This is a genomic window from Stappia indica (assembly GCF_020177335.1).
GTDB classification, from domain to species: Bacteria; Pseudomonadota; Alphaproteobacteria; order Rhizobiales; family Stappiaceae; genus Stappia; species Stappia indica_B.
On sequence record NZ_JAIVMG010000009.1, the window covers coordinates 175709 to 188078 of the forward strand.

Annotated in this window: 12 protein-coding genes; 4 read left to right on the top strand and 8 right to left on the bottom strand. The window is 65.2% G+C overall.

The features are described from left to right. Positions 1–295: 295 nt before the first annotated feature. Positions 296–2176: an amidohydrolase gene (locus LC062_RS13760; protein ID WP_224911603.1), complete on the bottom strand. Its 1881-nt coding sequence runs from the start codon at positions 2174–2176 to the stop codon at positions 296–298. Between the two features lie 302 nt (positions 2177–2478). Between LC062_RS13760 and LC062_RS13765 the strand changes: the two genes are divergently transcribed. After that, positions 2479–4491: an adenylate/guanylate cyclase domain-containing protein gene (locus LC062_RS13765; RefSeq protein ID WP_224911604.1), complete on the top strand. Its 2013-nt coding sequence runs from the start codon at positions 2479–2481 to the stop codon at positions 4489–4491. 27 nt (positions 4492–4518) lie between these two features. Here LC062_RS13765 and LC062_RS13770 read toward each other — a convergent pair whose 3' ends face one another. Beyond that, positions 4519–4956, bottom strand: coding sequence for an ArsR/SmtB family transcription factor (locus LC062_RS13770; RefSeq protein ID WP_224911605.1), 438 nt, complete (start codon positions 4954–4956; stop codon positions 4519–4521). Positions 4957–5191: 235 nt separating this feature from the next. On the opposite strand from LC062_RS13770, the gene LC062_RS13775 reads away from it, so the two are divergent. Genes LC062_RS13775 through LC062_RS13785 form a run of 3 tightly spaced genes read left to right on the top strand, consistent with a single transcriptional unit; the run spans position 5192 to position 7305 of the window. Continuing rightward, positions 5192–6382 carry an NAD(P)/FAD-dependent oxidoreductase gene (locus LC062_RS13775; protein ID WP_224911606.1) on the top strand — a complete coding sequence of 397 codons (1191 nt, stop codon included), beginning with the start codon at positions 5192–5194 and terminating at the stop codon, positions 6380–6382. Between the two features lie 42 nt (positions 6383–6424). After that, on the top strand, positions 6425–6865 hold the full coding sequence (locus LC062_RS13780; protein WP_224911607.1) for a DUF1641 domain-containing protein: 441 nt from the start codon (positions 6425–6427) through the stop codon (positions 6863–6865). Then, positions 6862–7305 (top strand): iron-sulfur cluster assembly scaffold protein, encoded by a 444-nt coding sequence (locus LC062_RS13785; protein ID WP_224911608.1) that lies wholly within the window; start codon positions 6862–6864, stop codon positions 7303–7305. The genes LC062_RS13780 and LC062_RS13785 overlap by 4 nt, the downstream gene beginning before the upstream one ends. 23 nt (positions 7306–7328) lie before the next feature. Here LC062_RS13785 and LC062_RS13790 read toward each other — a convergent pair whose 3' ends face one another. The 6 genes from LC062_RS13790 to LC062_RS13815 all read right to left on the bottom strand — a co-directional run bounded on the left by LC062_RS13790 (position 7329) and on the right by LC062_RS13815 (position 12316). Continuing rightward, entirely contained in the window at positions 7329–8132 is an 804-nt protein-coding gene (locus LC062_RS13790; protein WP_224911609.1) for a CoA-transferase subunit beta, read from the bottom strand. A 9-nt stretch (positions 8133–8141) separates the two neighbouring features. Further along, entirely contained in the window at positions 8142–9020 is an 879-nt protein-coding gene (locus tag LC062_RS13795; RefSeq protein WP_224911610.1) for a CoA transferase subunit A, read from the bottom strand. 122 nt (positions 9021–9142) lie between these two features. After that, positions 9143–9604 (bottom strand): MaoC family dehydratase, encoded by a 462-nt coding sequence (locus LC062_RS13800; protein ID WP_224911611.1) that lies wholly within the window; start codon positions 9602–9604, stop codon positions 9143–9145. 15 nt (positions 9605–9619) lie between these two features. Continuing rightward, complete coding sequence (locus LC062_RS13805) at positions 9620–10435, bottom strand: SDR family oxidoreductase (RefSeq protein WP_224911612.1); 816 nt, start codon at positions 10433–10435, stop codon at positions 9620–9622. Then, on the bottom strand, positions 10425–11213 hold the full coding sequence (locus LC062_RS13810; RefSeq protein ID WP_224911613.1) for an enoyl-CoA hydratase family protein: 789 nt from the start codon (positions 11211–11213) through the stop codon (positions 10425–10427). The genes LC062_RS13805 and LC062_RS13810 overlap by 11 nt, the downstream gene beginning before the upstream one ends. After that, positions 11210–12316, bottom strand: coding sequence for an NAD(P)H-dependent flavin oxidoreductase (locus LC062_RS13815; protein ID WP_224911614.1), 1107 nt, complete (start codon positions 12314–12316; stop codon positions 11210–11212). The genes LC062_RS13810 and LC062_RS13815 overlap by 4 nt, the downstream gene beginning before the upstream one ends. Between the last annotated feature and the right edge of the window lie 54 nt (positions 12317–12370).

Genomic DNA, 12370 nt, shown 5'->3' on the forward strand with positions numbered 1-12370 from the left:
TCTACGCGATATGTTAATCAAAGGTGCAAAGCGCGAAAGTTCCTACGAAAACTTGCAACCCCACACCATCAAGGCGATCTCAACTCACTTAACATTGAGGAATATCATCACAATTAAAGATCTATACTTATGAGAAAAATGCAATCTATGGGATATAAAGCTACCGTAGCGGCAGATTTGAGGTGAGCGGTCTTCCTTGCGCCCATGAAAAAACCGCCCGGGGCGGTCGCCCCGGGCGGCTTGCCGTCTATGTCCCCATCCGCGCAAAACCCGGACAGGGCTGTCTTTTCAAGTCTTATCGCGCGGCCATTCCGTTGCGGGCAAGCCCCTCCGACAAGGCGCTGTAGTAGACATCCGGCCCATGCGCGTGGCCACCAGCCTCTTCGACCTCGGCGGAGGCGTGGCGCAGGAAGTTGCCGAACGCATCACTGCCGGACGAGCCTGGCCGCAACTGCAGGGAGCCCCGCTTCTCTTCCGGCTTGTAGGTGAAGATCGTCTCCCCCTCCTTGATGGTCTCCACCACCTTGAGACTGTCGAGGGTTTCCGGATCCACTGCCGTCGGGTCCTTGGACAGCACCACCAGATCGGCGGTCTTGCCAACCTCGATCGAGCCCTTTCCAGCTTCTTCGAAATGCTGGTAGGCCGGCCAGATGGTCATCGCCTTCAGCGCCGTCATCACATCGACCCGCTGATCCGGGCCGAGAATATCGCCCGACCGGGTCCGCCGGGTCACCGTCGCATCGAGGATGCGCATGGAATCGGGGAAGGCCACCGGTGCGTCATGATGCGAGGAGAACATCATGCCGCGCTCGCGCACCCAGCCGGTCGGCGAGATGTTTTCCGCATTGACCGGACCGACGGTCCGGTCCCGGTGCCAGTCGCCCCAGTAGAAGGTGTGCATCGGAAACAGCGACGGGAACATGTCGAGTTCATCCACCGCCGCGACCTGATCCTTGCGCAGGAACTGACCATGGATCAGCACCGGCCGCCGGTCGGCGCGGCCGTATTTCTCCGTCGCGGTCTTCACCGCGGCCAGCAGCATGTCCGACGCCCCCTCGCCATTGGAATGGGTGAGGATCTGGATGTTGTTGGCAAAGGCCCAGTCGATCGCGTCGAACACCTCGTCGGTGGTGGCCGCCGCATAGCCCGCGTAGTCCGCCCGGTAGGTCGAGGGCGGATTGTAGTAGGGCCGATCGCGCAGCGCGGTGAACCCTTGCGGCGAACCGTCGATGGTCAGCTTCGCACCGCCCACACGGAAGCGGTTGGTGTAGGAGGCGGAGACATTCTTGGCGATGAAGTCCTTGTCGACCAGCGCATCCGGATAGGTCACCACGTCGATCTTGATGCGACCGGCATCGGCCGCCGCCTTCATCAGACGGGCCACGGCCGGCGTCGAGCGCCCTTCCTGACCAGTGGTGTAGCCGTAGCTCGTCAGAAGTTCGGTACCGGCAACGAACAGCTCCTGCGCGCCTTCCTTGTCGAGATCGCTGAGCTGCTTGAGCGCTGCGCCGAAGAACGCGGCCTCTTCCAGAACCCCGTTCGGCTCGTTCGAGCCTTCCTCACGGCGGATCACGCCACCGGTCGGATTCGGGGTCTCGGCGGTGATCCCGGCCAGTTCCAGCGCCTTGGAGTTCATCACGCCCAGATGCCCGGACTGATGCATCACCATGACCGGAACCTCGGTCGAGACCTTATCGAGATCCTCACGGGTCGGGTGGCGCTGCTCGGCAAGCTGCGCATCGTCGTAGCCGAAGCCGAGGATGGTGCCGAGCCGCTTGGCCCGGTCCGGATAGGTCTTGGCCCATTCGCTGAGCGTCGCCTGCAGAGCGGGAATATCGTTGACCTTGCCATCGGGCGCCGGCTGAATGTTGGCGGCCACCGCCTGAATGCCAATCATGAAGGCATGACCATGGGCATCGACGAAGCCGGGCAACATGGCCTTGCCCTTCAGGTCGATCAGCGTTGTCCCCTTGCCCTTGAACTTCATCACCTCCTCGGCCGTGCCGACAGCCAGGATGACGCCATCCTTTTCCGCCACCGCCTCGGCTCTGGGCGCCTGGTCATTCATGGTCAGAACCGGGCCGCCCGACCAGATCCGGTCGGCGATTTCCTCGGCAGCAAACGCCGGGAATGCGCTGAGCCCGGCGGCAATCACCGCAAGGCATGAAATGGACATTCGCGTCAAGATGGTCTCCTTAACTTCTGCACCCCACACCGAAGACAGGCACCACAAAAACCGCCGCCCGGATTCGGCACGCTGGACCGATCCTGCGCCGCCAATGCTTTCATCATTATGAAGCTTCAGACGAACAAACAGGGGCCGGCAACCGATAGCTGTGAACACCGACCGCCGTTCCCTTCCCTTGAAAGGATGTGCTAGAAAAATCAGACGCCTGCCTGGAAAGGCACCCTCAGGGCGGATGGGGACGCGATGGATCGAGTTCCGCCGGATGCTCAACCGGAGCTGGTGAAAAGGCCATGGAAGCCGCCAAGAAAACCGCATTTCGCAAACCCAGCTGGAGCTGTTCGCTGAGGTCCCTGCTCGGCATTGTGATGATCTCGCTGATCATTATTCTCTCCGGCGTGCTGATTTCCCTCGACTATCACCGCACCCGCAAGGCCGAGCTGATCGCCGCGGAGCAGGCGATGGGCGCCTTTTCCGAAAGGCTCGCCGATCGGCTCAGCGCCCTCTCCGCCGACACGGTGGCACCGATCGAGCTCATCGCCCAGACCGAGAACGCCTTCCTCGTCCCCCCGCCCGGACGCATGAGCGACAAGATCGCTGTCCTGCGGGTTGCCATGGCACGCTCGCCGCAGATCGACGGCCTTTATGCCGGCTATCCCGATGGCAGCTTCGTCCATGCGGTCAGCCTGCGCGACGCCGGCTGGCGGGAGGCGCTTGCCGCGCCGGAAAAGGCGGCGCTCGCAATCCGCACCATCGAAGCCGGACCGGAAGACAGCCGGCTCGCCTATGTCACCTTCCTCGATGCCAACGGCACGATCATTGGTCGCCGCCCCTTCGACGCGGACGCCTATGACCCACGTGCGCGCCCCTGGTACCAACAGGCCAGGGCGCAAGGAGGACGCACGATCTCGGTCGGCCCCTACCAGATGGCGACCACCCGTGCCCATGGCATGACCGTCGCCCGCGCCCACCAGAATGCGGATGGCATCGTCATAGGTGCGGACATCATCCTTGGCACCGTCACCAACTTCCTCGCCGCCGGGCGCCTGACCGAACACACCAACGCCTTCATCCTCGATGACGGTCTGGAGATCGCCATTCACGCCGGCCCGGGCTCCTTGCGCCTGGCGAGCGCCCTGCCGGACAAAACGGCCAATGGCTGGTCCGCCAAGGTGTTGGCGCCGCTGGTCGAGGCTGCCGGACCGACAGACGCCGCACCGCGCGTTCGCCCCGCCCGCATCTACCGGGTCGAGGACGAACCGTTCCTCGTCACCGTCGGACCGGAAATCTCCAGTGTCCTGCTCAAAGATCACCGCATTGTCGTCGCCGCCCCGCTCGATGAACTGCTTGCCAGCGCCAACCGCGACCTTCTGCACGGGGTGCTGATCTCCATCGCGGTGGTGATCGCGGCCATCCTGTTCGCCCTCGCGCTGGCGCGCTGGATCTCCCGCTCCCTGCAAATCCTCACCCTCGGCGCACACCGGATGCAGAGCCTCGACTTCTCCCAACCGATCGACGCCACCTCGCGAGTCACCGAGATTTCCACCCTGGGCGGCGCCATCAACCGGGCGCAGGACGCGATCTTCACCTTCGCCCTTTATGTGCCCAAGGAGTTCGTGCGCAAGGGCATCGAGGCCGGCTATTTCAAGGGGCGCTCGGCTCGCCGGCAGGAGGTGACGGCGATGTTCTCCGACATCTATGACTTCACCACCATCAGCGAGAACCACTCCCCCGAAGAGGTGGTCGAAATGCTGTCGGGCTATTTCGACGTGTTCGACGCCGCCGTCAGCGCCCATGGCGGCACCATCATCCAGTTCCTCGGCGATTCCGTCTATGCCATGTGGAACGCCCCGCTCGCCGACGAGGAACATGCGCTGCATGCCTGCCTCTGCGTGCTCGACATCGAGCAGCGGCTGGTCGCGTTCAACGCCGAGCAGCGCCGCAAGGGGCTGCCGGAGTTCCGTACCCGCTACGGCATCCACTCCGGTCCGGCGGTCGTCGGCAGCGTCGGCGCCACCGAACGCCTGCAATACACGGCGATGGGCGACACCATCAACGTCGCCTCGCGCCTGGAAGGAACCAACAAGGTGTTCGGCACCTCAGCCCTTACCAGCGCGGCGGTGGTGAAGCGCTGCGGCAGCGCGATCCGCTTCCGCCCTCTGGGCAGCACCCAGGTGAAGGGCCGGGTCGAACCGCTGGAGGTGTTCGAACTCGTTGGCGAGGCCGAAGACGGCGCAACGTCAGGGCCAGAGGCGGGAACGAAGGCCACCGCTGCTCCGGATCAAAAGGCTGCTCACCCGGGTTGACCGGCTCTACCGCCCGCCTCGCGCTAGTCAGTCGGCCTTGTCCCACAGCGGAGCGGGTGCCGCTTCGACACATGGCACGGAACGGGATCGGTAGAGCCGCTGCAAGGTGCCGATCATGTCCTGGAACGACTTGTCGAATTCCACACACGTCTTGTCCGTTGGCCGCAGATAGGTCGAGCGCCCCTTTCGCTCGCTCGTCAGGAAGCCCGCGTTTTCCAGCTCCCGCACCTTGCGGTGGACGGTGGACAGCGGCAGGTCGAGCACACCGGCCAGCGCCGAGAGATCATAAAGCCGCCGCTGGTTTTCTCCGACGATCACCGTGCGGATGATCAGCGCATCGAGCGGCCCGCCCCACATGCCGGTCTCGATGGCATAGAACCGGTTCAGGCACTCGATGATCTGCGTTTGCACGATGCGGCGAAGGTCCTCCTCGACCCCTTCCGGGAATTTTTGCCGGATATTCATTGGCGCAGCCGCTGCATGTCTTTCCCCTCCCCCACGCTTCGCGCAGACCTTGTCATTTTGCCCAAGGGTACCGGCTCCTTTCCAGAATGGGAACATCCAAAGCTCAGGGCGTTATGTCGCATGCTATTGGAAACATGGAGCGAAATGCTCCACGGCGAATGACCTCACTGTCCCATGGCCAACGATAAAGGCACGCCAAAGGCACCGGGAACGGCGCGAGGCGGAGGAGAAAAGCATGACGAAACACATACTTGTAGTTGGCGGCGGCATCGGCGGAACGATGACCGCGAACAGCATCGTTGCCAAGCTCTACCCGGAGATTTCCCGGGGCGAGGTCAAGGTCAGCATGCTGTCGGATTCCCCCTGGCACTACTACAAGCCGGCCTTCATGTATGTGGCCTTCGACATGTTCTTCGAGGGCGAGCTGCGGCGCAAGCAACGCACGTTGCTGCGCCCGGAGATCGATTTCAACGTCGACAAGGTGGTGGAATTCGACTTCGCCGGCTCGCGGGTCAAGACCGCCAGCGGCAAGACCGTCGGCTATGACTACATCGTCGTATCGACCGGCTGCCTGCCCGCCCCCGAGCGCATTCCCGGCCTCAAGGAAGCGGGTGACTACTTCTACCAGTACGACCCGGCACGGCAGCTTGCGGAGAAGCTGCGCAACTTCGAGAAGGGCCGGATCTTCATCACCGTGAACTTCCCGAAGACGCCGAACGTGCCGCACCAGTGCGGCATCGCGCCGATGGAAACCACGCTGATGGTCGACGAGTATCTGCGCCGCAAGGGCGTGCGCGATCAGGTCGAGATCGTCTACACCTACCCGACCGTCTCCCAGCTCCTGCGCAACTGCCTGTTCCTGCAGCAGGAGGTCTGCGAGGTGCTGCCGCCGGTCTTCGAGAGCAAGGGCATCAAGTATCAGCGCGGCTTCACCCTGGACTCCGTCGATCCGGGCAAGAAGATCGCCATCTCGGAAGAGGGCAAGGAAGAGGAATTCGACATCCTCATGTGCACCCCGCCGATCCGCGCCGTCGATGCAGTGATCGAAAGCGGCATCTCCGAAGCGCCGAACAACGAAGGCTGGCTTCCCACCGACCGGCAGACCCTGCAGCTCGAAGGCCACCCCAACGCCTACATCATGGGCGACACGGTCGACCTGCCGATCAGCAAGGCCGGCGGCTCCTGTCACAACCAGTGCCCGGTGATCGCCAACAACATCGCCGGCGATCTGCGCCTCGGCCGCACGGTCGATGCCTATGACGGCCGCGTCCAGGCGGTCGCCCAGATGGGCCTCGAGCTGGGTATGCCGCTCTGGTACGACTACGACGAGGATGTGCATCCGACCCCGCCGACCAAGGTCGGGGGACTGCTTCGCAAGGCATTCAATAGAGGAATCTACTGGTCCGTCGCTCGCGGCATCATCTGATTTCGGCACGGATCACCGACAACCTCTGGGAAGGAAACACCAATGAGCACATCCACCACTGACATGCCCGAAGCCGCCGCCGCCGAACCGCTGGTGGAGCGCATCGCGCAAACCTCCGCCCTGATGGACGAAGCGACCGAAAAGGGTCTTGCGGACCTTCTGGAAAAGGTCGCCCCGCTGCTTCAGGCCGGCCGGTTCCACAACGTGATCGACCTTCTGTCGCTCGCCTCGGATGCGGTCGACATGGCCGATGACGCCATGATCCAGAAGCTGATGAAGGCCTATGAGGAAGGCATCGGCGCGGCCTGGTCGCTCAGCAATGCCGCCCGCTTTGCCCAGGCGGAGGCCGCCACCTTGCCGGTGCCGACCCTGTTCGGCCTGCTGCGCGCGGCCGGCGACGAGGACGTGCGCCGCGGCCTGCATTTCGCGCTGCGCTTCCTCGCCGTGCTCGGCAGCCGGATGAAGGACGACGGCGAAGCATGACCGGCGACGCGGACCTTGCCGCACTCTATCAGGACAGGGTGCGGCACTGGGCCGCCAGGGTACGCAACGACCGTCGACTTTCGCTTGCGGACCTCACCGTCACGAAGAAAAGCCCGATCTGCGGCAGCGCCCTGACCCTCGATGTCAGGGCGCAAGGCCGGACGATCCAGGAACTGGGCTACCGGGTGCGCGCCTGCACCCTGGGCATGGCCTCGGCGGCGGTGGTGGTTGCCACCGCCCCGGGGCGGCCGGTGGAAGAGACCCTTGCCGCCGGACAGAGGCTGCGTGCGCTGCTGGCCGGCGAGGACGCCTGCTTCCCGCCCCCCTGGGAGGCGCTGGAGATGTTCATGGCCGCCCGCGACTTCCCGACCCGGCACAGCTCGATCCTGTTGCCGTTCGAGGCGCTGGCGGAGGCCTTCAGCGCCCCCACGCCCGCCTGAGACGCCGCCCCCGACACGCCGCCTCAGGCGGCCTTTTCCCGGATACCCGCCGGATTGCCCTTCACCGCGCCGGCCCGCAGATCATGCGGATCGAGCCGGCGGATCACCGCCAGATCCTCCGCCGTCGGCGTCGCCGTCTCATGCAGATCCGGCGCCCGCAACAGCTCAAAACCGGTGTTCGCGTCCACCTCCTCGAAACTCACGCCCGGATGCAGCGAGAGCACGCGCGGCGCATGGTCCGGTCCGCCGAAATCCATCACGCAGAGCGGCGTGATGACCAGGCCGATCCGGATTTCCGGTCGCCGCGCCCCTTCCGGCCAGAGCCGGTCGTTGAAGCCAGCGCTGCACACCACATCCACCTCCCCCGGCACGAAGGTGCGCCGGTCGTGGCTCGTCACCAGCATGGAGTTGCGGTGGTTGATGCTGTTGCCGGGAAAGCCGCGCACGCCGAGCATCTGCACCTTGGGCTTTTGAAAGTCGCCAAGACAGGAAATGTTGGCCTGGGCAAACCGGTCGATCTGCACCGGCGTCACCATGGCGTGCCGGCGGCCGGACCAGAGGCATTCGAACACCCGTCCATAGGGAAACCAGCCGGAATGACCGGGCCGGTCCTCCGGCGCGCAGCCAAGCGGCACCGGCTCCTCCACGGCGAAGGCCTCGCCATCGGTCAACAGCAACCGGTCGTTCAGGTTGAGTTTGGCGAGGCCCGCGGCGAGCCGGGGCAATGTGCCGATGCCGTTCGCCATCACCTCGCCATCGTCGGCAAAGGCCCGGGCGGCGGCGGTGATCATCAGTTCGGCAAGGGTGAAAGTCTCAGCGTGGATCATGACGGCACCTCACAGATTGGGGATCGACAGGTTGCGGATCGCCTCGGCGCCGCCCACCCGGTCCAGATAGCCCGGCTCGTCCGTGCCAACGTAATCCCGCATGTAGGCGTCCCAGCCCCCCTCCTGGCGCGCCCCATCGCAATAGGCCTTCAGATGCGCCATGTCCCAGCCATAGGCGTCATGGGCGGTGGTGGGATGAGCGCCGAACGGCGCCGCCACCACGGTGTCCACCACGGAGCGGTCGAACAGGCTCTTTTGCGCCATGTGGGAATGGGTGAGGTCGAGCCGGTCGTGAACCTCTTCCGCCGACACGATCACCCGGCCGGCGGCACGGGCGATCAGATTGTCGAAATAGGGATCGCGCCCGTCGGTCTGCACATTGCCCCGCCGGTCGGCGCGGCTGACGTGGATCAGCGAAATGTCCGGCTTCAGCGCCGGCATCGCCACCAGCAGATCCTCCGCATCATAGGGAGAGGTAACGAGGCGCAGCTCCGGATTGTGCGTCAGCACATCGGTGCCAAGGCCAATGCGGGTCGGTGCGAAGGGCACCCCTTCAGCCGCCGCCCGGAGCCCAAGCAGGAACATGCCCTCGTCGAGTTCCATCACCTCGACCGCCCCGGCCTCCCGCGCCTTGCGGAAATAGGGTTCGAGCGGGATCCGGTCGAGGGAAACGAAGCCGTAGATCACCTTGCGCACCTTGCCGGCAGCGCAGAGCATGCCAACCTCCGGCCCGCCATAGGCGACCAGCGTCAGATCCTTCAGATCCGAGCGCAGGATCTCCCGCACCAAGGCCATCGGCTTGCGCCGCGCGCCCCAGCCGCCGACGCCGATCACCATCCCGTCATGCAGACTGCGGACGGCCTCGCGAAGACTTTTCTGTTTGTCCATGTGATGAACCCGTAATCGCTGTTGCCGTTCGGCAGAAAGGATTTCCGCCCACTCGCCATGAGCCTAGAGCGACAGCCGGCCGCCCTCATCGTCCGACAGGACGACACCGGGCGGCAAATTTCCTAAAGAAACGCATAGCGCTGGAGTGTGTCGGCAACGCACCCCGGCTTGTCGCCGCCCTCGACCTCGATCACCATGCGCACCATGGTCTGGACCCCGTTCTCGCCGATGGGTTTGGCATCGACCAACTCACCGCTGGCGCGTATGCGTGCGCCCACCGGCACCGGCGCGGGAAACCGCACCCGGTCGAGACCGTAGTTCACCCCCCAGTCGAGATTGTCCGGCATGAACAGATCCGGAAGGAACAGGTTCGTCAGCGACAGGGACAGGAACCCATGGGCGATGGTCTTGCCGAACGGCCCCGTTGCGGCGCGCTGCGGATCCACATGCAGCCACTGGAAATCCCCGGTTGCCTGCGCGAACTGGTTGATGCGCTCCTGATCGATGGTCAGCCAGTCGCTGGGACCGAGCTTGCGGCCGATTGCACTGATCACCTCATCGGCGGAACGGAAGCGAAATGTCATGCGGGTACTCCTCCCTCACGCATGTTGACTGGAGACAGAAAGCACCTCGCCGACCATGTAGGAGGCGTAGTCGCTGGCCAGGAACATGATGACATTGGCCACCTCCCAGACCTCGGCGGCTCGGCCGAAGGCTTCCCGCTCGGCCAGTTGCTTCAGCACCTCTTCCGGTGCGGAGCGCTTCAGGAAGTCATGCATGGCGATGGACGGGGAGACCGCGTTGACGCGAATGCCATGCTCCGCCGCCTCAAGGGCGCTGCACCGGGTCAGCGCCATCACCCCCGCCTTGGCGGCGGCGTAATGCGCCTGCCCCTTCTGCGCCCGCCAGCCGAGTACCGAGGCGTTGTTGACAATGGTGCCGCGCCGGCGGGGGATCATCGCCCGCAGCGCCGCCCGGGTCATGCGGAAGGTCCCGTTCAGCGTCACGTCGAGCACCCGGTGCCAGTCCTCGTCGGTCATCTCGACGATCGGCTTGACACCGCCCAGCCCTGCATTGTTGACCAGAACGTCAATGCCCTCCATCGCCGCCTCTGCCGCGCCGACCAGCGCCTGCACCTGATCCTCACTGGTGACATCGGCAAGATGCCCGGTCACCGAGGTCTCGGGCGCGATCTCCTTCAGCGCGGCAACCGCCTCATCGAGCCGGCGCGGATGAATATCCGAGATCATCAGCGCCCGCGCCCCTTCCTCCACCGCGCGGCGGGCGGCGGCAAAACCGATTCCCTGCCCGGCGGCGGCGGTGATCAGCACCGAGCGCCCTTTCAGAAGCCCATGGCCGGGCACGTAGGACGGACATTGCGAGGAGGGGCGTGCGGAGAATGTGTCAGCGTCCATTTCGGCTCATCCTTGCCTTGTTCGAGAAATCGGCGGTGCGGCCATCGGCGACAAAGGCATCGCGGGCCGCCTGGGAATCCGCCATCAGATAGGCCTGTGCGGTGAAGCCCTGCTCCCAGCGGTACTGCGCCTCAAGATCGGCCGCCTCCACCCCGTTGAGCGCCTCCTTGGCCAGCGCGATCATCGCCGGGCTCTTGGCGGCGATTTTCGCCGCAAGCTCTCGTGCCGCCTCGGCGAGTTCCTCCCGGGGCAGCACCGCCTCGATGCCGCCGAAGCGAAAGGCCTCCGCCGCGCTTACCGGATCGCCGGTGAAATACATCTGCCGCACCTTTTGCAGCGGAAACAGGCGCTGAAGATGCGCGCCGCCACCCAGCGCGCCGCGATCCACCTCCGGCACGCCGAAACTGGCGCAGTCCGAGGCGAGCACGATATCCGCGCCGCCACAGATGCCGATCCCGCCGCCGAGCACGAAGCCATGGGCGGCGGCGATCACCGGCACCCGGCCGCGATGAATGGCGCGGAAGGTGTCGTAGTTGCCCCGGTTGACCTCGATGATCCGTTCCGGATGCCGCTGCAGTTCCTTGATGTCGACCCCGGCGCAAAAGCCGCGCCCCTCGGCGCGGATGATCAGCACCCGCACCTGCCGGTCCGCGTTCATGTCGTCCACGGCCCGCGCCAGCGCGGCCCAGCCGGCGCTGTCGAAGGCGTTGACCGGCGGTCGGTTCAGGACGATTTCGCCAATATGATCGCTGACATCGGCGGAAAATGGCGCGCTCATGCCCGTGCTCCCTGTTTCACCGTTTCGCGGTCGCTGCCCGGCAAATGCCGCAGGGCGGCAAGACGCTCTTCCGCCTCCCGCACGATGCGCGTGATCAGTGCGTCGCAACTCTCCAGCTCGCCGATCAGCGCCGCCACCTGACCGGACGGCAACAGCCCGCCCCGGGTATCACCACTCACCAGCCCCTGTTCGACCAGACGCGGCAGGTTCGGGGCCATCACGGTGGCGGCAAACCCCGCCTCATCGGCCTTCAGCGCGCGCAGGGCCAGCCGCACCATGCCGGCATAGCTCATGCCTTGCGCCCGCCCCCAGGACAGGCTGTGCCGCAGGCTGGCAAGGAACCGCGCCGGTCCGCTCATCCCTTCCATGCGGCGCAGTTCCTCATTGTCGATGAACCGCTGCGGCAGGCCATCAACCGCCTGCGACACCCGGATCGCCGCCGGATCGCCGCTCTTCAGGTAGCGGTCCAGCGTCGCCGGATGCACCGGACTGTCGGAGGTCAGGAGGAAGCGGGTGCCCATGGCGATGCCATCCGCGCCCCAGGCCAGAGCGGCGGCGAGCCCGCGCCCGTCGTAAAACCCGCCAGCGGCCACCACCGGCACATCGACCGCGTCGAGCACCTGCGGCAAAAGCAGCGAGGTCGGCACCGATCCGGTGTGCCCGCCCCCTTCCCCGCCCTGAACCGTGATGATGCTGGCGCCGAGTTCCACCGCCCGCACGGCATGTTTCACCGCCCCGACCGTCGGCATGCACTCGATCCCGGCATCGCGAAACCGGCCGATGGTCGCCGCATCCGGGCCGCGCCCATAGCTCACCGCCCGGACCCGGTGTAAAAGGACCGCCTCGATCACCTCTTCTGCATTGGGCTGAAACATGTGGAAGTTGACGCCGAACGGACCATCCGTTGCCGCCTTGACCGCCGCGATGGCCGCATCGATGCCGCCCGGCGGGATCGATGCGGCGGCAAGAAAGCCGAACCCGCCGGCATTGGTCGTCGCCGCGACAAGCTTCGGGTCGGCGACCCAGCCCATCGCCGTCTGCACCACCGGATAGCGACATCCGAGCGCCCGTGTCAGGGGCGTTTCAAACCCGTTGCCTGTCATCTCCACCGCCTCACGTCTCGTTCCCCCCAAGCGTTGTTCACCGCCGCGCCCTGT